The sequence below is a fragment of the Azoarcus sp. DD4 genome, assembly GCF_006496635.1.
Taxonomy (GTDB): domain Bacteria; phylum Pseudomonadota; class Gammaproteobacteria; order Burkholderiales; family Rhodocyclaceae; genus Azoarcus.
Map to the genome: position 1 here is coordinate 1,701,238 of NZ_CP022958.1, position 21,306 is coordinate 1,722,543.

The window sequence follows — 21,306 nt, forward strand, 5'->3', positions numbered from 1 at the left end:
CCTGCCGGCGGCAGTTGTGGCGGTTATCTGTCAGCCGGTGGCGGGCCTTCAGCCGCCGCCCGCGGCAAACAGCTGGGCGAGTTTCATCACCGCGCTCTCATAGGGTTCGCGCTCATCGACACGCTGCTGCAGGAAGGCCTCCAGACGCGGGTACAGCGCCACCGCCAGGTCGAGCAGTGGCTCGGCGCCCGGTTGGTAGGCGCCGACGGCGATGAGGTCGCGCGAGCGCTGGTAGCGCGAGAAGAGCTGCTTGAAGCGGCGGACCAAGTCGAAGTGGGCGTTGTCGACCAGCGTGTGCATGGCACGCGAGATCGACTGCTCGATGTCGATCGCAGGGTAGTGGCCCTGGTCGGCGAGACTGCGCGAGAGCACGAAGTGGCCGTCGAGGATGGCGCGGGCCGAGTCCGCAATCGGATCCTGCTGGTCGTCGCCCTCGGCGAGCACCGTATAGAACGCGGTGATCGAACCGCCGCCGTCGGGGCCGTTGCCGGCGCGTTCCACCAGAGCCGGCAAGCGCGCGAACACCGACGGCGGGTAGCCGCGGGTGACCGGCGGCTCGCCGATGGCGAGTGCGATCTCGCGCTGCGCCATGGCGTAGCGGGTGAGCGAATCCATGATCAGCAGCACCTGCTTGCCCTGGTCGCGGAAATACTCGGCGATGGTGGTGGCGTAGGCGGCACCTTGCAGCCGCATCAGCGGGCTGTTGTCGGCCGGCGCGGCGACCACCACCGAACGTTTGCGGCCCTCGGCGCCGAGGTTGTGCTCGATGAACTCCTTCACTTCGCGGCCCCGTTCGCCGATCAGGCCGACGACGATGATGTCCGCCGAGGTGAAGCGCGCCATCATCCCGATCAGCACCGACTTGCCGACGCCTGAGCCGGCGAAGAGGCCGAGGCGTTGGCCGCGGCCGACGGTGAGCAGGCTGTTGATCGCGCGGATGCCGACGTCGAGCGGCTGGGCGATCGGCGCACGGTTGAGCGGATTCACCGCACGGCCCTGCAGTGAGCGGGTTTCCTGGGTGTTGAGCGGGCCGAGCCCGTCGAGCGGGCGGCCGGCGCCGTCGACCACGCGGCCGAGCATGGCATTGCCCACCGGCAGGTGCTTGGCGCGGTCCGAGGCACGCCGGCGCGGGCCCAGGCGTTTGCCGGGCACCAGCCGCGGCACGGTGTTCTCCATCGGCAGCACCTGGGCGCCCGGGGCCAGGCCGAACACGTCGTCGGTCGGCATCATGTAGAGCTTTTCGCCGTTGAAGCCGACCACTTCGGCTTCCACCGCACCGCTGCCCGGTACCGCGATCTGGCAGCCGGAGCCGAGCGGCAGGCGCAAGCCGGAGGCTTCCATCACCAGGCCGTTGATGCGCGTCAGCCGGCCCGCGTACTGGAAGGGGTTGGATGCTTCGACCAGGCTGCGGCCATCTTGCAGGAAGGCTCGCCACAGGGCGCCGTGGCGGTCCATCAGGGGGCCTCGTCCCACTGCGCGTTGTGGCGGCCGAGGTTTTCCAGGATGCGCCGCCAGCGCGTCTCCATGGTGGCGTCGATCTGCGCGCCGGCCGAATCGATGCGGCAGCCGCCGCGACTGAGCGTGCTGTCTTCCACCAGGCGCTGGCCGGCGTGGGCGATCTGGTCGCCGAGGTGTTCGCGCACCAGCGCGGCATCTTCCGGATGCACACGGATCTGCGCGTGGTTGTGCGGCAACTGGCCGAGCGCGGCGCGCACCGTCTCGACCACGCTGTCCGGCCGCTCCAGGAGTGTGTGCTGCACCATCTGGCGGGCGATTTCGATGGCGAGTGCCATCAGTTCCTCGGCGACTTCGGCGTCGAGCTGGGTGAGCGCCTGGTCGAGATTGCCGGCGAGTTCAGCGAGGCGGGCCGCCTGCTGCTCGGCGAGCGTCCTGCCTTCTTCGTAGCCCTGGCGAAAGCCCTGCTCGTGGCCGGCTTCCTGGCCCGCCTGCTGGCCGGCGGCATAGCCTTCGGCATGTCCCGCGGCGCGCGCGTCCTCGTGCATGCGCTCGAGCTCTTCCGCGGTGGGCAGGTTGTTCAGACCGGCCAGCAAGGCCGGATCGATGTCCGGGGCGGGCTCGGGCACCGGCGCGGCCTCCTGCGCAAGCGGCGCCTGCTCTTCCTGCGGCGGTGCGGTTTCGTCGTTGCCGTCGAAGGCGGGCGGGGCCCATGGCCGGTAGGCGCCGACGGCTTGGTGACGCGAGATGCTCATCGGGCGCTCTCCGCCCGGCGGGGATCAGTGCGATCAGACGAAGCCATCGTCGCCTCCCTTGCCGCCCATCATCACCTGGCCTTCCTCGGCCAGGCGGCGGACGATCTTGAGGATTTCCTTCTGCTCGGCCTCGACTTCGGACAGCCGCACCGGCCCCTTGGCTTCGAGATCCTCGCGCATCATCTCGGCGGCGCGGCTGGACATGTTCTTGAAGATATTCTCGCGCAATTCCGGCGAGGCGCCCTTGAGCGCGACGATGAGCGAATCGGACTGGACCTCGCGCAGGATGGTCTGGATGCCGCGGTCGTCGATGTCCATGAGGTTTTCGAACACGAACATTTCGTCGAGGATCTTCTGCGCCAGGTCCGGATCGTACTCGCGCACGTTGTCGATGACTGCGGTTTCCACCGCCGACCCGACGAAGTTGAGGATCTCGGCCGCATGGCGCACGCCGCCCATCGCCGCCTTCTTGACGGTGGAGGCGCCGGCCAGCATGCGGGTGAGCGCGTCGTTGAGCTCCTTCAGCGCGGTCGGCTGCACGCCGTCCAGGGTGGCGATCCGCAGGATCACGTCGTTGCGCAGGCGTTCCGGGAAGTACTTGAGGATCTCGCCGGCCTGGTCGGTTTCGAGGTGCACCAGGATGGTGGCGATGATCTGCGGGTGCTCGTTCTTGATGAGATCGGCGGCGGTGGGCGAATCCATCCACTTCAGGCTTTCGATGCCGGCGGTGTCCGAGCCCTGCAGCACGCGCGAGATGAGGTGGGCGGCACGCTCGTCGCCCAGCGCCTTGGTCAGCATCTGGCGGATCTGCTCTTCGTCGGCGTGGATGGGCGAACCCTTGCCGAAGTGGGATTCCAGCTCTTCGAGCAGCGGTTCCACCCGGGTGCGCGGCTGTGCCGGCATGGTCGCCATCTTCATGCCCAGCTTCTGCACCTCGCGCGGGCCGAGGTGCTTGAGCACTTCCGAGGCTTCGTCGGCGCCCAAGGTCAGCAGCAGCAGGGCGGCGCTTTCCAGTCCTTCTTCCGGTGTCATCACTTGCGCCCCTCATCGTTTACGCCCATCCATTCGCGGATGAGGTTGGCCACCATCTTCGGGTCCTCCTTGGCCAGTTCGCGTGCACGTGCCAGCTTGGCCTCGTAGGTGTTGGCCTGGGCGGCGCCCGACAGGCTGACCTCGACCCCTTCCTCGCCTTCCTCGCCGGGCTCGCCCGCTTCCGCAGCCTCGGCCTTTTCCGCCTCGGTGGGCGGCGGCATCACCGACTTCATCAGCGGCCGGATGATGGCGAAATACACGAACAGCACCACCAGCAGCACCAGCAGGTACTTGAGCCCTTCCTTGCCGAGCTCGACCATTTCCGGGTCCTTCCAGATCGGCAGCGCGGGCTCGGCACCGAGACCGGCGAAGGGGCTGGTCGCAACGTTGATGGTATCGCCACGCGCCGGGTTGTAGCCTACCGCTTCGCGCACCAGGTTGTTGATGCGGGCGACTTCCTCGTCGGACAGCGGCACCGTCTGCGTCTGGCCGTTGGGCAGGGTTTCGGTCTTGTGGTTCACCACCACCGCCACCGACAGGCGCTTGAGCTGACCGAGCGACTGCTTGACGTGCTGGACGGTGCGGTCGACCTCGTAATTGAGCACCGCGGTACGGTTGGTGGTCGCGGTCTGGCCGGTGCCGGCCTGGTTGGGCGGCACCGGCGGCGTGGTGATGGGGGCGGTGGCCGGTACCGGCGGCTGGTTGGTGAGGGCGCCGGGAACGCCCTGCGGGCCGGGCTGGCGATTGGTTTCCTCGGTGGTCTGCTGGCTGCGGATGGCCTGGTCGGGCGAGGGGTTGGGCTTGAAGGTCTCGGCGGTCTGCTCGACCTGGTTGAAATCGACGTCGGCCGCCACCTGGGCGCGGAAATTGTCCTTGCCCACCATGGGCTGGAGGATGTTCTCGATGCGTCGGATGAAGCCGGCTTCGACTTCCTTCACGTATTCGAGCTGGGTGGCATCGAGGCCGGACTGGCGCAGCGGGTCGTTCTTGGTGGTGAGCAGCTCGCCGTTCTGGTCGATGATGTTCACGCCGGACTCGACCATGCGCGGCACGCTGGAAGAAACCAGATGCACGATGCCGGCGACCTGGTTGGCGTCCAGCACCCGGCCGGGACGCAGGGTCACCATCACCGAGGCGGTCGGCTTCTGGTCGTCGCGCAGGAAGGCGGTCTGCTTGGGCATGGCCAGATGCACCCGTGCCGCCGACACCGAGTTGATTGACTGGATGGTGCGCGACAGTTCGCCTTCGAGCGCGCGCTGGTAATTGATCTGCTCGTTGAACTGCGACACGCCGAGCTTCTGCGTATCCATCAGCTCGAAACCCACCAGCCCGCCCTTGGGCAGGCCGTTGGCGGCCAGGCGCAGCCGCAGTTCGTGCACCTGGGCCTGCGGCACCAGGATGGACATGCCGTTGGGCGACATCCGGTAGGGCACGTTCTGCTGTTGCAGGGCGGCGATCACCTGACCGCCGTCGCGTTCGTCGAGGTTGGAGAACAGCACGCCATACTCGGGCTGGCGGTTCCACATCAGCACGCCGACCACCAGCGCGATGGCGAGCGCGATCGCCGCCGCTGCGGCAATCTTCTGCCGTGGCGTCAAGGCGTTGATGTTCTGCACCGCCTGCTGCAGGCGCGCGTTCAAGGCGCTGGTTGGTGCGGCTACGTTTGCTGTTGCGGCGTTCTCTGCGGTGGCCATGGGAACCCCTGATGCAAGCCCTTTTTCGGATGGCGGCATTGTCGGGCTCAGGTGGCAAGCGCGGTCGAACGAAAAGCGGCATTTTTTGCCGCCTGTTTGCCGGCTAACATTTGCATGAGTGCCGGTAGAGTGCCAGCCGTGAAACTGGAGCAAGTGCCAATGTCACCCACGACGATCCCCGACGCGCCTTCCGCCGCGACGCCGCCAGCGGCGCCGCCGCTCGATGCCGCGCAGCTGGCCGAGGCCTTCGCGCTGTTCAGCCGCGCCTCGGAGGAGTTGTCGACCGCTTACAACGCCCTGCAGGGCCAGGTCGCCCAGCTTACCGAGCGGCTGACCGTGCTGATGGGCGCCTTGCCGGCCGGCGTGGTGGTGGTCGATCGTGGCGGGGTCGTGGTGCAGGTCAATCGTGCGGCGGAAAGCCTGCTCGGTGCCGGGCTGGCCGGCCAGCGCTGGCCGGCGATCGCGCGTGTACTGGAAGCAACGGGCACGCCGGGCGAGGTCACGCTGGAGCATGCCGAGGGGCAGCGCCGCCTGTCGGTGTCCGAGACCGCGCTGGAATCCGGCGAGGAACGCATCCTGCTGCTGCACGACGTCACCGAAACGCATCGCATGCGTCTGGCTGCCGAACGCAACGAGCGCCTGGCCGCGATGGGCGAGATGGTCGCGGGCCTGGCCCACCAGTTGCGCACGCCGCTTGCGGCGGCCTTGCTCTACACCGGCAATCTGCGCCAGCCCGAGCTGGGGCCGGTCGAACGCGCCAAGGTGGCCGACCGCGCCATCGAGCGCCTGCGCTACCTCGAACGCCTGATCCGCGACATGCTGTTGTTCGCCCGCGGCGACAGCCTTGGCCGCCAGCATTTCGGCGTGTGCGACCTGGTCGCCGAACTCACCCACACGCTGGAACCTCTGGCACGTGCACGCCAGATCGAGTTCGACAGCACCTGCGATTGCGGCGACCTCACCCTCTACGGCGACCGCAAGGCGCTCGGCGGCGCGCTGACCAACCTGCTGGAGAACGCCATCCAGGCCACCGAAGCCGGCGGGCGGGTGACGTGCGAAGCGCATCGCGAACAGTTGGCTGCGGGCGATGGCGTGTGCTTCGTGGTGCGCGACAGCGGTCGCGGCATCCCGGCCGAGCTGCAGGAACGACTTTTCGAACCCTTCTTCACCACCCGCGCCGAAGGCACCGGCCTCGGCCTTGCAATCGCCCGCGGCGTGGCGCGTGGACACGGCGGCGACATTGCGCTGCTGTCGACGCCGGGCCAGGGTTCCACCTTCACTCTCAACCTGCCCCTGTGGCGCGGCGAAGCACCCGTTGGCACCGCCGCCGACAGCGGAGTCTCAGCCTCATGATCGAACACCTCAATATCCTGGTCGTCGAGGACGACGCCGCGCTGCGCGATGCCGTCTGCCTGACGCTGGAAATGGCCGGACACGGCGTTACCGGCGCAGACGGCGGCCCCGCCGCGCTGGCCGAGCTTGAACGGCAGTCCTTCAACCTGGTGGTATCCGACCTGCGCATGCAGCCGATGGATGGCCTCCAGCTGCTCGGCGAGATCCGCGCCCGCCTGCCGCAGTTGCCGGTGCTGCTGATGACCGCCTACGGCGATGTCGACAAGGCGGTGGCGGCGATGCGTGGCGGTGCGTGCGACTTCCTGATGAAGCCCTTCGAACCCGAGGTGCTGCTGGAAAATGTGCGTCGCTACGCGGCCGTGCAGCCGAGTGCCGACGACACCGTCGCCGAGGATACGCACACCCGCAACCTGCTGGCGCTCGCCGCGCGGGTGGCTGAAACCGACGCCACGGTGCTGCTGACCGGGGAGTCCGGTACCGGCAAGGAGGTGTTCGCACGCTACATCCATCATCACTCACCCCGCCGCAGTGGCCCCTTCGTCGCGATCAACTGCGCGGCCATTCCCGAGAACCTGCTCGAAGCAACGCTGTTCGGTTACGAGAAGGGGGCTTTCACCGGCGCGCAGACCGCCCAGCCCGGCAAGTTCGAACAGGCGCAGGACGGCACCATCCTGCTCGACGAAATCTCGGAGATGCCGCTCGGCTTGCAGGCCAAGATGCTGCGGGTGCTGCAAGAACGCGAAGTGGAACGCGTCGGCGGCAAGAAGCCGGTGGCGCTCGACATCCGCGTGTTGGCGACCAGCAATCGTGACATGGTCAAGGAGGTGGCTGCGGGCCGCTTCCGCGAGGACTTGTACTACCGGCTCAACGTCTTTCCGCTGGCGATTCCGGCATTGCGCGAGCGTCCGGGCGACGTGCTGCCGTTGGCGCGCCACTTCCTCGCCCGTCACGGCGAGCGCTTGAAGCGTCACGCCCGCTTCTCGCCCGAGGCCGAGATGCTGCTCTGCCAATACGGCTGGCCGGGCAACGTGCGCGAGCTGGAGAACACCATGCACCGCGCCTTGATCCTCACGGTGGGCGATACCGTCAGCGCGGAGACAGTGCGGCTGTGCCTGCCGCACTGGACCGCCGACGCGATGGCCAGTGTGCCCGTGATGGCGCCCGCGGCGCCGGCGCCGCAGCCGGCGATTGCCGCACCGGCTGCGCCTGCTCATTCCTGGCCGATGCCGGCGCAGGCGGCAAATCTTGCCCAGGGTTCTGCCGCAAACGGCGGCGGAGCGGCAAATCTTGCCGGTGCTGCAATGGCGGCCACCGGAGCGGTGCTTCCGGAGGGCGCCGGCCGGCCGAGCAACATGAAGGATCTCGAGCGGGAGCACATTCTCGGCACCCTTCGCGCGGTCGGCGGTTCGCGCAAGAAGGCCGTTGAAAAGCTTGGCATTTCCGAACGCACGCTGCGCTACAAGCTGCAGCAATATCGCGAGGAAGGCCATGACGTCTAATGCCTGAACACCGAGGCCCGGTTCTTGCGTATGCCTTTGTGAAGCTGCTCGCCAGCACGTGTGGAGCGGGCCGATCATGTCCATTGGTGGCATGCGGATTGCTCTGCTAGACTGAGAATCAGGAGAAACCCGAGGCCGGGGGAAAGGCGTAATGGATACCCGCGGAATTGACCAGATGTTGAGCGAACTGCGTTCGGTGACGCAGGCTGCGCAGAACAAGCCTGCCCAGACCGTGCAGGGCGCCGAGGGCACCGACTTCGCCCAGGTGCTGCAGACGGCCATGGCCGACGTGAGCGCAGCGCAAAAGGAAGCACGCGCCATGGCGCAGGATTTTTCTGCCGGCGACCCGAATGTGAACCTGCAGGATGTGATGGTGAATCTGCAGAAGGCCAATCTGTCCTTCCAGCAGATGGTCCAGGTGCGCAATCGCCTTGTCACTGCCTACCAGGACATCATGAATATGCCGGTCTGACTTTCATGCCGGCGTAAGTCCGCCCGGTTTGGCTACCCGGCATGAAGCGATGCCGCCCGCAAGGGCGGCATCGTCCGTTTACGCGGTCGCTTGCCGGGTCAGAGCCGTCCGCGTTCGCGGGCGCTGCGTTCGCGTTCGACCTTGAAGATATAGCGCTGGATGGCGTTGTCCGCGCTGCGTGGCAGATCGACGAACTCGCAACCCGCGCGCAGCATCTGGATGCCGTTGCGGTTGGTGAGGCGGAAGATGTTGCGCACCCTGAGCCGTACCGCAATCGTGCCTAGTTCGGGCAGTTGCAGCTGGCAGTCGACGAATTCCATGTCGGCGGAAAAGGGCACATTGTCCGGCGGCACCACGACCGCGACACCGCCAGCGCTGATGTCGATGACCCGGGTTTCCAGGCTGATCTTCTTGCCGTCGGGTTGCGGGATCGGTATCCGGCAGCTCACCGCGTGGGTGACGGGCGTCTGCAGGCGGTAGAACTCGCGCCGCTGCAATCGAAAGAGCTGGTCCGGCACCGCGGCACGAAAGGCCGGATGACCGTCGTGGTTCGTTGCGGCGGGCGTCTGCAGTTCGAACTGGATGCGGATCTTGTCCAGCTGGGTCATGCAGATCAGCTTTTCCGAGCTGCCTATGCGCTGGTTGATGTGCTCGTCGGCGCTGGCATCCACCAGCACGCTGTTGCCGTCGTCCGACAAGGCGATCAGGGCCGTGAGAAAGGACTGCTGGCCCGGCGAGAGCTGGGCGGTGACGAGTGCGTGGCCGTCGATCAGGCCCTGCAGGATCTGGCGGATTTCACGACTGCCGCGAAGCAGGTATTTGTCGTGATCGTCGGAGCCGATGAGGTCGACCCGGGTGTGCTCGTTCTGGTTGGACATGCCGCTGATTTCTGGACGTTGGCCGGCTCGGGAAACAGGCAACTTATAGCATGGCCGCGCCGTGAAGAGGGCCTTTGCCTGCTGCGGAAATGCACTTGGGCAGCCTATTCGCTGGCCTTGCCAGCCACGGGTTTGCGGTTTTCCGGCAGGGCCTCGATCAGTTCGCGCAGGGTGCCCGGCGCCGGGACCGGTGCCGGTCCCGCTTCGGCGCCGGCTTCGATGCGGTAGAGCCAGGCCAGCAGTTCGGCGATCACCACGTAAAGTTGTGGCGGGATGTGGGTGTCCAGATCGACCTGCATCAGCAGGGCAACGAGTTCGGGTGACTCGTGCACATAGATGCCGGCATCGCGGGCGCGCTCGATGATCTCCTGGGCGATCAGGCCGCGCCCCTTGGCGACGACCCGCGGTGCGGCTTCGCCGGCGGCGTAGGTCAGGGCGACGGCTTCGCCGCGCGGTACGGCATCGCCGAGGTCGGATTCGTCATCCGGCGTCATTGCGTTGCTCCACGACCATGCCGGTGAGCGGCAGGCCGGCCGCCGACAGCGATTCTTCAAGCGCCTTGCGACCGGATTCCAGCGCGCTGATGGTGCCGGCGTCGTCAGCGCGCAGGCGCAGCGCGACGCCGGCCGGCGTCAGATGAAGCTGCGCCTCGAGGCCGCCGAGCCGGGGCAGGGTGAGGCGCAGCGTGGTGTTCCATTCCCGCAGGTCCTCGCTGCCGTCGCCTTCGCGGCCGTTGCGCGGATCCTCGATGATCCATTCGATCTGTTGCCCCGGCCACGCCTGCCCTTGCCACACGTACTGGTTGGTGGCCAGCGCGTCGAGTTGCTGGTGCACCACCGCCAGCAGCCGCTCGGGGATGGGGCCCGCACGGGGGCCGGCAATCTCGTCGGCAGCGCCGGCGTTGGCGGCGTAGCGTTCGTTGGCAGCAAGCTCGAGTGGCGTGGCTGCCGGGTTTGCCGGCGCGTTGCTGCGCCCGCCCACGGCGGGTTGCGGATGCTGCGCGCTGGCGGGCGAGGGATTGGCCTGCGGCTCGCGCAGCAGGCTGGCGGTGTCGACCTTGCCGGCGAGCCACTGCGCCTGGTGCGCTTCATAGAACAAGCCACTCTGGGCGAGCGCCTGTCGCAGCATGGGCGCGAGTTGTGTGGCGTTTGTCGGCGGCGCGGTGAGAAGGGGTTGATTGCCTGCGAGGGAGGCGGCCTGCGCCGGCGGCTGACCGGTGAGTAGAAAGCTGATCAGGCGGCCCGTCTGACTGAGTGCGGGTTGAGCCGAGGAGGGCGTGGCCGCGGCTGCCGCTTCCGGGTTGGCCAGGCGGGCAAATACCGCCTTGGGCGATGTCTCGGTGACGACAAGCTCCAGCGTGTCACCCGGCTTGGCGCTGGAACTCAACGCCAGGGTAACCTGCTGGCCCGCGACCACGGCGCGGAATGTGCCGTCGGGCAGGGTGCGTTGCAGCGTGGCGAGAAAGCGCTGTCCGGGAACGAGATCGGGCAGCAGCGCCTGGATTTCGCGGGCCCGCTGCAGGCCCGCTACCGGCGGGGATGTGTCGAAGAAGCTCGCTTCATTGATCATCCGCAACCGGGCGGCGAGGTCGGCGGGGATCATGATGGCGTCCTGCGTGTTGTCCGTTCAGCGCACGCTAGAATCCCGCGCTGCCGTATGCATCGCGCACGTTGCGGCCACGCACGGAGCTGCTCAGCAGCTTGCGGGTGCTTTCGAGGGCAGGCTCGGCGTGCTCGCGGATTTCGCGCTCGAGGTCGAGAATGCGTCGTATCGTCATGGCGAGCTTTTCCTGGTCCTGCGGTGTCAGCGTATTCATCGGGCGGATGTCGCCGCTCGCCGCCTTGCGTACCACGTCGGCGTCGGTGCCGAGGGCCGCGAGACGGTTCCAGTCGTTGGCACGCGCGGCCTGCGCCATCTCATCGTAGAGGGCCAGCAGCTTCGAGCCGTTCTCCAGCGTCAGCATGATGACGGTTCCCCTTCAGGAGGGCGACACCTGGTCGGCGATGCCCTGCCAGGCTTCGCGCAGACTGGCGAGCAGACCGGACACCTCGTCGAGCGCCGCCTGGTTGTTGTGCAGGTTGGCATAGAGCAGGCGGTCGCCCATGTACTCGTACAGTGCGTCCAGCCGCTCGGCCAGCTCGCCGCCGGCATTGAGATCGAGGCTGACCTTCAGACCATTGGTGATGATCTCTATCGCCTTGGAAATGGCCATGCCCTTGGCAGGAATGTCCTGTTTCTCCATGGCCACGCTGGCGGAACGCAGCGCCAGCAGCGCGCCGTCGTAGAGCATCAGGATGAGCTTGTGTGGTGAGGCGGCCTCGATGCTGGTTTCGGTGCCGACACGCGCATAGGCTGCCGCGCGATTGGCGTAGGACGTGGATCCGAACATGGCAATCAGGCTCCTTAGGAACTGGCCGACGGCAGGTTGGCGAGCTGCTGGGTGAGATAGCTGCTGGTCTGGCTCAGGCTGGAGAGCAGGGTGTCGAGCGACGAGAACTGCGCGCGGTAGCGCGCTTCCATCGTTTCGAGACGGGTTTCCATCGCGTCGTATTGCTTGGTGATCGACTTGATGGTCGAGTTGATGCCGTCGGTCCGGCTGGCAAGCAGGCCGTCGGTGTCGAGGAAGCTCTCCAGCTTGGCTCCGAAAACATCGGCAAAGCCATCGACCTCGTCGGTTCCGGCAAACAGTGCGCCGACGTCCATGTCCGGATCGCTCATCGCCTTGTTGAACTTGGTGCTGTCGAGACTGAGTGTGCCGTCCTTGGCGAAGCTGATGCCGATCTGGGAAAGCGTGCTGGCGTTGCCGAGTCCGCCGAAGGTGGACGCGAGCGCGCTGCGCAGCTGGCCCTGGATGCTGCGCGCGGTGGAGTCGCCGGTCAGCGTGGCGGCGGTTTCGGTATCGGTGTTGTACGAGGTCAGCGACTTGAGCGTGCTCTGCACCTCGTTGTAAGCCTTGATGAAGGCTTCGACCGCCGTCTTTGCAGTGCTCTGGTCGGCGGCCACGGTGAGGGTGCCCGAGAGCGAGGTCGCGGTGCCGCTGGGTTCCTTGTTCAGCGTCAGCGTGACGCCGTCGATCACGTCGGAAATCGTATTGCTGCTGCGCGTGACGGAGATGCCATCGACTTCGAGGATGGCGTCCTGCGCGGCCTGCACCGAGTACATCTTGTCGCCGACAGCGGGCGTTGCCGAAGGATCGTAGCTGAGGTCGGCGAGGCCGCTTTCGCCGGTCAGCTTGAAGGCCATCTTGGCGCCGGTGGCCGTGCCGCTCAGCACCAGCTGGTTGGTAGTGCCGTTGTTGACGACGCTTGCCTTGATGCCCAGGGTAGCGTCGTTGTTGATCGCATCACGCAGCTCTTCGAGCGTGCTGCCTTCGAATTCCAGGCTGGCGGTGCGTGCGGGGGAATCGCTGACGAAGCTCTTGGTGCCGCCGGATTCGCTGACGGTGCCGAACTCGATGGTCAGCTTGCCGGCCGCCGGCACGAAGGAGCTGCCGGTCGAAGTCGACACCCGCTGGATCTTGGCCATCTGCGTCACATCGACGCTGTAGCTGCCAGTGGCGGCGTTGGCATCGGAGGTGGCGGTGAAGCCCTCGCCGGCAACCGTTGCCTTGGTGGCGGCAAATTTGTCCGCGCTATTGAGTGCGGTTGTTGCCGTCTGCAGGGAGGACAACACGCTCTTGATCTGGCCGAATGCCGAGAGCTTTGCCTGGTAACTGGCCTCCTTGTTGGCCAGCAGGGTGAGCGGGCGGCTTTCGACGGTCATCAGGCCACTGACCAGGGAGTCGATATCGAGTATCGAGCCGCTGCTGGTGATCGTTGCCATGAGGTGTCCTCCTTCTATCTACTGAATCAGGCTTTCTGCTGGACGAGCAGTCCCTGCAACTTGTCCAGTGCCTTCGCGATGGAGATGATTTCCTCGGAAGGGATCTGGCGGATGACTTCGTCCGTGCTGGCATCCACCACTTTGACGATGGTTTTGCCGGTATCTTCGTCTATCGAAAAAAGCAAGTCCTGTGCCACAGGTGTGATCGCCTTGCGGACGTCCTCCATGGCCTGCTGAACCTGCTCGAGCGAGGTCGGCTGGGCCGCCGCCTCCGGGCTTGTGGCGTCCGTCGCCGCGGTGGCTGGCGTGGGTGCAGCCTGGGCTGCCGCAGCTGCGGTGGGCTGCGACATGCGGGACGCCGCCTGCTGGGCGAGGCCCTGGAGCCGCGCGTCTGCCGCCTGGGAACTGATCGAGGTGATGCTCATGATTCGCCTCCCTCATGGTCTAACGGCGCGAGGCCCTTGCGAGCCCCGCGCCGTGCGATTAACGCTAGGCTACCTTGCTTAGCCGAGCAGCGAAAGCACGTTCTGCGGCAGGGCGTTGGCTTGCGACAGCATCGCGGTACCGGCCTGTTGCAGGATCTGCGCACGGGTCAGGTTGGCGGTTTCGGCCGCGAAGTCGGTGTCGCGGATCCGGCTGCGGGAGGCCGACATGTTTTCCGAGGTGGTCTGCAGGTTGGCGATCGTGTTCTCGAACCGCGATTGCAGGGCACCGAACTTCGCACGCTGGCCATTCACCGCGGCAAGCGCCGCATCCACCATCGCGATCGAGCGCTGTGCTGCATCGACCGAACTCACGTCGAGGTTACTGACCTTCTGCAACTGTCCTGCTGCCGCTGTCGCGTTGAAGAAGTCGGTGGTGTTCGCCGCTTCGATGCTGAAGGACTTCTCGGAGTCGAGCACCAGCTGACCGGTGGCGACCGCGGTGGCGCCGGCAGCCGTCGATTGACCGCCGATCGTCGCGGTGGCGGAGCCCGAGGCTGCGTTGGCGACGGTGATGTTCTCGCCAGCGCTGTTGAGCAGCGTGATGCCGGTACCGGCATCATTGACCCGTGCGGTCACGCCGGTCTTGGCAGACACGTCGTTGAAGGCATTGACCGCGGCGGCCAGACCGTCCTTGTCGTTCGCACCGGTGGTGAAGGAGATGGTGACGGCGGTCGAGTTGTCGGAGGTCAGGTCGAACTTGTACGAGGTGTTCGCCGCGCTGAAGCTCACATCGATTTCGGTCTTGGCCGAAGCGGTCACGCCGGTCTTGCCGGTTTCGCCGTTGATCTGCTCGGCGGCCTTCTTGGCGGAAGCGCCGGCGGCGATGGTCACCGAGGACGCGCCGGCGGAGCCGTTGATGGTGATCGCGCCGCCCGCGACACGGCTGGCGGTGCCCGCGTTCGAGGTGATCGCGCTGGCGGTGCTGCCCATGGTCAGGTCGCCCTTGCCGCCGGTGGTGGTCGCCGCGGCCGAGCCGATACGGTAGTTGCCGTACTGGGTGGTCGAGAAGTTGGCGGTGGTGGCGGAGATGGTCTGACCGGCGTTGGCACCGACCTGGAAGGTCGCGGTGGTGAAGGAGCCGTCGAGCAGCTTCTTGCCGTTGAATTCGGTGGTCGAGGCGATGCGGTTCAGTTCCGAGGTCAGCGCGTTGACTTCGTCGTTCAGGGCCTGACGGTCCGAAGCGGAGTTGGTCGCGTTGGAGGACTGCACCGCGAGTTCGCGGATACGCTGGAGGATATCGCCGGACGACTGCAGGGCGCCTTCGGCGGTCTGCGCGAGCGAGATACCGTCGTTGGCGTTGCGGCGGGCTTGGTCGAGACCCTTGATCTGGGCGGTGAAGCGCTCGGAAATCGCGAGGCCGGCGGCGTCGTCCTTGGCGCTGTTGATGCGCAGACCGGAAGACAGGCGCTGCAGCGAGGTTGCGAGCGAGCCAGCGGAGGTGTTCAGATTGCGCTGAGCGGTCAGCGATTGAACGTTGGTGTTGATGACTTGTGCCATGATCGTCTCCCGAAGAGAAGAAAAATTCCGTCGATAAACCGGCCGTTTCGCGCTTCCAACTTAGGCTTGCTGCGTGATCCGATTGCCGTTGAGACCATTAACGGGCGCGATTCGGAAAGCTTTAGGCATTTTTTGCCGGTGGTCGCCAAATCTGTATCTGCCTGCCAGCTAGCCCGGACGGCGGGTCGGAACCGGTGCCGGTTTCGATGCCGCTGGACTACCGATCCGTCGTCGATCGCGGCTAACGGCACCCTCTCATGGTTTCTTTAGTGATTTCAGTCCATGTCCATGTTGAACACCTTGCCCTCCCGGGATAGGGAAGCGCTCGCCAGCGCGGCAGCCTGCTTCCAGCAAGGGCGTCTTGACGATGCCGTACGCCTGGCGCGGGAACTGCTGGCCCGCCAGCCTGGCCTGGGGCTGGCCAACAAGCTGTTGGGCAGTGCGCTCCACGCCCAGGGGCGGCATGCCGAAGCGGTGGTCGTGTTGCGCCTGGCTGTCCGGCAGATGCCGCAGGATGCGCAGGCGCATACCAATCTCGGCAACGCGCTGGCCGCTGCAGGGCAGCCGGACGACGCGATTGCGTCGCACCGGACGGCCATCGCGCTGCAGCCGGAGGCCGCAACGCCGCGCTACAACCTGGGTTGCACCTTGCTGGCCCAGGGGCGGCGCGAGGAGGCCTTGCAAGCCTTGTGGCAGGCCTTCGAAAAGGCCCCGACCGAGGCGGACACCGCCAGGCTGTGCCGCGAACTGCTGGCCGAGATCGGCGACGAACAGCGCCTGGGCGCGTTCTGCCGGCTCAACCTCCAGCATCTGCCGGACGATGCCGGCGCGCTCGCGATCCTCGGCGCCCTGCTGCTGAAGGATGCCGGGGCCGACCGGGCCGAGGCCGAGAACCTGTTGCGCACGGCGCTGCAGCGAGCGCCCGGGGATGCGGCCACCTGGTCCAATCTCGGCGTCGCACTGCAGGCGGATGGACGCGTTGCCGAGGCGGTCGAGGCCGGTCGGCGTGCGACCACCCTGGCGCCCGACTGGGCACAAGGCCACAGCAACCTCGCGGTCGCGTTGCGCGACGCCGGCGCTTGGGACGAAAGCAAGACGCATTGCCTGCGGGCCCTGTCGCTGGACGGCGATTGCGTCGATGCCTATTACAACCTCGGCTGCGTATGCGTCGATCTGGGTGAGCATGCGCTGGCGCGCGAGGCCTACATCGAGGCGGTGAAACGTGCGCCGCGGCCGGGCTGGCTGTTGCAGGGCGCGCATGCCTGCCGGCAGGTGCTCGATTGGGACGGCGCCGAACTGCTGGAGGAAGAACTTGCCCGCCAGCTTGCCGATGCGCCCTTGCCCGGCGGGGCGGCGGCGCTGTCGCCTTTTGCCTTTCTCACCACCCCGGGTACCGATGCGGCCGGCCAACTGGCGGTTGCCCGGCAGTTTGCCGCACAGTTCGCGGCGCGGCCGGCGCTGCGCCGGCCGGTGGCGAAGGCGCCCGGTGAAGAGGCCGGACGAAGGCTGCGCATCGGCCTGCTGTCGGCGGATTTTCGCGACCACGCGACGGCCCATCTGCTGACTGGGGTGCTGGAGGAGATCGATCGGTCGGCGTTCGGGCTTGTTGCCTACGACCACGGTCCGATGGCGGCGGCCGACGACGCCTACCGAGGCCGGCTGGAAGCCGCCATTCCGGAGTGGGTGACGGTCGCCGGTCTGTCGGACGAGCAGGCAGCGCAGCGCATGCTGGCGGACGGCATCGACATCGCCATCGACCTCAAGGGCTGGACCCAGGGCTATCGCGGCGGCATCCTGGCCTATCGCCCGGCGCCGGTGCAGATGCAGTGGCTCGGCTTCCCGGGCACGATGGGCGCGCCCTGGCTGGATTACCTCATTGCCGATGCCGTGACGATTCCGCCCGGCGCGGAGGCCGCCTACAGCGAGTGCATCCTGCGCCTGCCGGGCTGTTACCAGCCCAACGACACCCGGCGGGAGGTCGCTCCGACACCGCCGCGCGCGGCTCTCGGCCTGCCGGAAGGGGCGCTGGTGCTGGCGGCCTTTCACCAGCATTACAAGATCACCCGCGCCACCTTCGCGCTGTGGCTGGACCTGCTGCGGCAACTCCCCACCGCGGTGCTCTGGCTGCTGGATGCCCCGGCGGAAGCCAGGGCCGTTCTGGAAGCTGCGGCTGTTGGCGCCGGCGTGGATCCGGCCCGCCTCGTCTGGGCGCTACGGCTGCCGGCCAGCGAGCATCTCGGGCGCTTTGCCGCTGCCGATCTGGCGCTCGACGTCTTTCCGGTCAATGCCCACACCACGGCGAGCGACGCCTTGTGGGCGGGCGTGCCGCAAATCGCACGCTGCGGCGACTCCTTCGTGTCGCGGGTATCGGCCAGCGTCGTCAGCGCGATCGGATGCGAAGCGCTGGTCGCGCGGGACGATGACGCCTATGCGGCGCTGGTGCTGGCGCTGGCACAGGATGTACCGCGCCGCGAGGCGCTGCGCGAACGCATCCGCGCGGCCCGCGGACGGGCGCCGCTGTTCGATTCGGCCGGCTTCGCCCGTTGCCTGGAAGCGGGCTGGCGGCAGGCCTGGGCACGATATGCCGCAGGCCTGCCGCCGGCGCACATCGACGCCGGTTGATCAGCGTGTCCAGGCGGCAAGCCATTCGGCTTGCCGGGCATCGATCATCCAGTCTGCCCTGACGGCGTCGCGCAGCGCGGCACCCAGACTTTCGCGCTCGCTGCGGTCGGCCAGCAGGCGGCGAATCGCTGCAACCCACTGCTGGGTGGTGTTGGCGACGCGGACGACGGGCAACTGGCCCTGGTAGGGCAGGATGTTGCTGCAGATCACCGGATAACCAAGTGCGCCGTACTCCAGCAGCTTGAGGTTGCTCTTGGCCTCGTTGAAGGCGTTGGCCGCCAGCGGGGCGATGGCGATGTCCAGCCGCAGGCTGGCAAGCGCCGCCGGGTAGTCTTTCACCGGGACGGGCGGATGCACCTCGCGCACCAGCGGGCGCAGGGCTTCCGGGCAGAAGCCGAGGAAGACCCAGTCGACCTCGTCGGCCGTGGCGCGGATGGTGTCGTGGATCAGCGCCAGGTCGCCGCCGTGGCTGGTGCTGCCCGCCCAGCCCACGCGCGGCCGCGCTCCCTCGTTGGGCAGTGCCGCCAGCGGTCCCCATACCGTGTCGTCGAGCAGGTTGGGGGCGACCACGGTTTCCTGCGCGTAACGACCGTAGGCAGCTGCCAGCGGTTCGGTGGACACGACGAGGCGGTCGCACAGGCGCATGCCCTTCGCCAGCCTGGCCTCCATGTCCGGCGGAAAACCCTTGCTGTGCTCGTTGTCGCGCGGGATGCGGCTGATGAGGTCGTCCAGCTCGTAGATCAGCAGGCCGCCGCTGTACTTGCGGTAGGCCTCCAGCCATTCGAGCGAGAGGTCGCTGAAGATGCGTTGCGTGATGACGGTGTCGGGCGCGAGTGCGGCCAGATCCCAGGGACCGATGAAGCGCGTGCCGCCGCCGCCCTGAACCAGGCCGCTGCGTGTCAGGGCGCGCAAGGGGGTGAGCACGCGCATCTCGCCGCAGCCGCTGAGATCGGCCGGGTGGGCGTAGATGCGCGGCACCGGGTGCCAGGGCAGCGGGTCCTGGGCCAGCGCATGGTCTGCCTGCAGGCGCGGCCGCGTCTCGCTGTAGCTGATCTGTCGGTTGCCGTAGGGGTCGGCGGGCCGGACGTGCAGCCAGTCCTCCAGCAAGGGGAGATCGGCCGGGGTGGGAGGGGCGAAGGGGCGCGGCCTTGCCGGCGAGGGTGCAACCAAGGTGGCGTGCGGCGTCCACACATGGCGCAGACCCCGCTCGCCGAGCCGCAGGCAGAAGTCGGTGGCCGCGTGCGCGTCGGGATAGCGCTCGGCCTTGAAGCCGCCCTGTTCGAGGAAGCGTTCACGGCTCACCATCAGGCAGCGTTGCGAAACCGCCGAGCAGTTCTGGTCCAGTTGGAGTTCGCCGCCGTTGCCGGCGTAGTTGGCCGAGACACCCACATAGGGGCTGCCGGCAACGCCGGCTTGCCCCAGCCTCACCATGCCTTCGCACAGGCTGCCGTCCGGGGCGACGACGCGTCCGCCCACCGCGCCGATGCCCGGTCGGCGGGCATGGGCGGTCAGCGCTGTCAGCCACTCGGCATCGAGCGGTGTCAGTCCGCAGTCCAGCAGGAGCAGCAGTTCTGCGTTGGCCGCGGCGGCGAGGCGGTTGCAGGTGGCCGCGGGCGGGAGGGTGTCGACATCGACAATCCGGATGTTGGGCGCACCCAGCGCGACGAGCTGGCCGAGGCAGTCGCGCAGGGGGGCGGAGCAGTCGGACGCACGTGGCAGCCAGACCGACACCGGGAAAGGCCCGCTCTGCGCGAGCACGCCTTCGACCGTGCGCAACACGTCTTCGGGTGTGGTGGGGTGGGTGACGAGCACCGCCACGGATGGCGGCTCGCCGGCGTGTTCGTAGCGTATACGGCAGCTGTCGTCGATGAGCCCGTGTTCCAGGTTCGCCGGTTGGCCGAGACGATCCAGATGGAGGCGCAGCAGGTCGGCGCGGAAAGCGAGCGGTATCGGCTCCGCCGTTTCCTGGCGGCTGAGGGCAACACGCGGCAGGTGGTGCAGATGCGCGGGCGGCGATTCGAGCGCGCGCAGTACCGCGGCCAGCGGCAGGGCGTTCGACGGCGAATCGCCGATGTCCCGCAGTGCCGCCAGCATGAGTTCCCTGGATGCGATCACCAGGCCGCCGACCTGCAGCGTTGCCCGCAACCAGTCGGGGTTGAGACCCGGTGCGAACCAGCTGCGCAGCGGGCCGCCGTCGGCGCCGCGGCTGTCGCCGTCGGACAGGATGAGCTGGCAGTCGGGGGCGCCGATCAGGTGCTGCGCGGCGAACAGCAGGGCATCCTCGGCGAGGCTGTCGCCACCCGTCAGCACGGCATGCCAGCCGGTATCGCTGGCGGCGACCAGCTCGGCCACCGCCTGGCTGGCCTGGTGCGGCGCGATGGTGTGCCAGCCCAGCCGGGATGAGGCGATCTGCGGCGCCGCCCTGGTGGACAGCACATCGAGGTGCCAGTGTTCGTACAGCTGCCCCGAGATCGCGTTGAGCGAGCGCGACAGCGCATCGTCGCTACAGCGGGTCGCGTCGAGGATGACGTGGATACGCGGCGGGGTGCTGCGGTTGATGCGTTCGTCGTGCAGGCGGGCGACCGGCTTGCCGATGCGCTGCGCCGCCAGCCACTTGGCGTACTGCTGGCGGATGACGAAACCGTGGTGTTCGAACGGGTCGGTCAAGGGCGGCGCCTTGAGCCCATCCGGGGCGGCAGCCGTGTCGAGTGCGCGACGCGTGGCTTCCAGGTAGCCGCGGCCGAACTTCTGGTCCGGTTCGAGGTGGTTGCCCTCGGCCCACTCGTTCCAGGCATTGATGAACACCAGCTGCTGGCTTTCCGGGCGGTCCTTGATGCGGCGCAGGGTTTCGGACAGCCAGTACTCGTATGCCTCCGGCGTGCTGTCGGCGATGATGAAGGCGTTCTTCTTGCGCCGCGCGGAGTTGTCCCACGACGGCGTCACGCCGGGGAAGCGCAGATGGGGCACTTCGGGACGGGCGAGTTCGGTCTCTACCAGGTCGCGGTAGTCGACGACGAAATGGTCGTCGGGCAGCACCACGCTCGGATTGTCGTCGTTGATCGCCATCCAGTCGGGCTGGAAATCGACCGAGGCGTCGAAGCCGAGCGCATGCGGGTTGTCGCGTTCGTTGAAAAAGTTCTCCACCCGGCAGATGAAAAGTTCGCCGATGCCGGCCTTGCGCGCCTCGTTGCGCCAGATGGTGAGCGAGCGCTTCGGGTCGGGCAGATGGCGGGCGCGGTAGATCAGGATCAGCGGCTTGCCGTCCACCCGGATGTAGCGGGGGTCGCGGAAGGCGCGGATCAGGTACTGGATGTGGGCGCGGTCGTCGTCGTCGTTGTAGTTCTGGCCGATCAGTACTTCCTGCTCGGCGCCGTCCCAGCGCCGCGTCCAGTTCTCGTTGGCCCAGCACAGGCAGAACGGGAAATCCGGCTCGCCGGAGGAAAGGATTTCCTCGAACGGGCGTTCCAGCAGCAGCTTGCCGTTGAACCAGTAGTGGTAGTAGCAGAAGCCATGGATGCCGTACTCGCGGGCGAGCTCGGCCTGGGCGGCGCGCGCTTCCGGCAGGCGCAGGTCGTAGAAGCCGAGGTCGGTCGGCAGCTGCGGCTGGTGGTGGCCGGGAAAGCGCGGCGTCGCCCGGGTGACGTTGGTCCACTCGGTGAAGCCCTTGCCCCACCAGGCGTCGTTTTCCGGGATGGGGTGGAACTGGGGGAGGTGGAAGGCGATGAGCTTCGGATTCATGGAC

17 protein-coding genes are annotated in these 21,306 nt (G+C 67.4%); 4 read left to right on the forward strand and 13 right to left on the reverse strand.

Features of this window, described 5'->3' with window-relative positions; all coding sequences use genetic code 11:
• Positions 1–48 precede the first annotated feature (48 nt).
• Genes fliI through fliF form a run of 4 tightly spaced genes read right to left on the reverse strand, consistent with a single transcriptional unit; the run spans position 49 to position 4,936 of the window.
• A complete protein-coding gene (gene fliI, locus CJ010_RS08005) occupies positions 49–1,455 on the reverse strand; it encodes a flagellar protein export ATPase FliI (RefSeq protein ID WP_141017548.1) in 1,407 nt (468 codons plus the stop codon).
• Complete coding sequence (gene fliH / locus CJ010_RS08010) at positions 1,455–2,210, reverse strand: flagellar assembly protein FliH (protein WP_141017549.1); 756 nt, start codon at positions 2,208–2,210, stop codon at positions 1,455–1,457. The genes fliI and fliH overlap by 1 nt, the downstream gene beginning before the upstream one ends.
• A gap of 33 nt (positions 2,211–2,243) precedes the next feature.
• A complete protein-coding gene (gene fliG, locus CJ010_RS08015) occupies positions 2,244–3,245 on the reverse strand; it encodes a flagellar motor switch protein FliG (protein WP_141017550.1) in 1,002 nt (333 codons plus the stop codon).
• On the reverse strand, positions 3,242–4,936 hold the full coding sequence (fliF, locus tag CJ010_RS08020) for a flagellar basal-body MS-ring/collar protein FliF (protein ID WP_141017551.1): 1,695 nt from the start codon (positions 4,934–4,936) through the stop codon (positions 3,242–3,244). The genes fliG and fliF overlap by 4 nt, the downstream gene beginning before the upstream one ends.
• Before the next feature lie 159 nt (positions 4,937–5,095).
• Here fliF and CJ010_RS08025 point away from each other — a divergent pair, with 159 nt between their 5' ends.
• From CJ010_RS08025 to fliE, 3 genes are all read left to right on the forward strand, one after another.
• Positions 5,096–6,289 (forward strand): PAS domain-containing sensor histidine kinase, encoded by a 1,194-nt coding sequence (locus CJ010_RS08025; protein ID WP_141017552.1) that lies wholly within the window; start codon positions 5,096–5,098, stop codon positions 6,287–6,289.
• Positions 6,286–7,788 (forward strand): sigma-54 dependent transcriptional regulator, encoded by a 1,503-nt coding sequence (locus tag CJ010_RS08030; RefSeq protein WP_141017553.1) that lies wholly within the window; start codon positions 6,286–6,288, stop codon positions 7,786–7,788. Before CJ010_RS08025 ends, CJ010_RS08030 begins: the two co-directional genes overlap by 4 nt.
• Positions 7,789–7,939: 151 nt before the next feature.
• A complete protein-coding gene (gene fliE, locus CJ010_RS08035; protein WP_141017554.1) occupies positions 7,940–8,260 on the forward strand; it encodes a flagellar hook-basal body complex protein FliE in 321 nt (106 codons plus the stop codon).
• A 98-nt stretch (positions 8,261–8,358) separates the two neighbouring features.
• Here the strand turns inward: fliE and CJ010_RS08040 are convergent, their stop codons facing one another.
• The 8 genes from CJ010_RS08040 to CJ010_RS08075 form a co-directional block, all read right to left on the reverse strand.
• Positions 8,359–9,138 carry a flagellar brake protein gene (locus CJ010_RS08040; protein WP_141017555.1) on the reverse strand — a complete coding sequence of 260 codons (780 nt, stop codon included), beginning with the start codon at positions 9,136–9,138 and terminating at the stop codon, positions 8,359–8,361.
• 104 nt (positions 9,139–9,242) lie between these two features.
• A complete protein-coding gene (locus CJ010_RS08045) occupies positions 9,243–9,632 on the reverse strand; it encodes an EscU/YscU/HrcU family type III secretion system export apparatus switch protein (protein WP_141017556.1) in 390 nt (129 codons plus the stop codon).
• Positions 9,619–10,740 carry a flagellar hook-length control protein FliK gene (locus CJ010_RS08050; protein ID WP_141017557.1) on the reverse strand — a complete coding sequence of 374 codons (1,122 nt, stop codon included), beginning with the start codon at positions 10,738–10,740 and terminating at the stop codon, positions 9,619–9,621. The genes CJ010_RS08045 and CJ010_RS08050 overlap by 14 nt, the downstream gene beginning before the upstream one ends.
• Positions 10,741–10,774: 34 nt before the next feature.
• Positions 10,775–11,101, reverse strand: coding sequence for a flagellar protein FliT (locus tag CJ010_RS08055; RefSeq protein ID WP_141017558.1), 327 nt, complete (start codon positions 11,099–11,101; stop codon positions 10,775–10,777).
• A 15-nt stretch (positions 11,102–11,116) separates the two neighbouring features.
• A complete protein-coding gene (gene fliS, locus CJ010_RS08060) occupies positions 11,117–11,527 on the reverse strand; it encodes a flagellar export chaperone FliS (RefSeq protein WP_141017559.1) in 411 nt (136 codons plus the stop codon).
• A 14-nt stretch (positions 11,528–11,541) separates the two neighbouring features.
• Entirely contained in the window at positions 11,542–12,960 is a 1,419-nt protein-coding gene (fliD, locus tag CJ010_RS08065; RefSeq protein ID WP_141017560.1) for a flagellar filament capping protein FliD, read from the reverse strand.
• A 26-nt stretch (positions 12,961–12,986) separates the two neighbouring features.
• Positions 12,987–13,385: a flagellar protein FlaG gene (locus tag CJ010_RS08070; RefSeq protein WP_141017561.1), complete on the reverse strand. Its 399-nt coding sequence runs from the start codon at positions 13,383–13,385 to the stop codon at positions 12,987–12,989.
• A gap of 78 nt (positions 13,386–13,463) precedes the next feature.
• Complete coding sequence (locus tag CJ010_RS08075; protein ID WP_141017562.1) at positions 13,464–14,942, reverse strand: flagellin; 1,479 nt, start codon at positions 14,940–14,942, stop codon at positions 13,464–13,466.
• Positions 14,943–15,224: 282 nt separating this feature from the next.
• Between CJ010_RS08075 and CJ010_RS08080 the strand changes: the two genes are divergently transcribed.
• The gene (locus CJ010_RS08080; protein ID WP_141017563.1) at positions 15,225–17,564 is read left to right on the forward strand and encodes a tetratricopeptide repeat protein; all 2,340 of its coding nucleotides are present in this window, start codon (positions 15,225–15,227) and stop codon (positions 17,562–17,564) included.
• Here CJ010_RS08080 and CJ010_RS08085 read toward each other — a convergent pair whose 3' ends face one another.
• Complete coding sequence (locus CJ010_RS08085; RefSeq protein WP_141017564.1) at positions 17,565–21,302, reverse strand: glycoside hydrolase family 99-like domain-containing protein; 3,738 nt, start codon at positions 21,300–21,302, stop codon at positions 17,565–17,567. It abuts the gene before it with no gap.
• Positions 21,303–21,306 lie beyond the last annotated feature (4 nt).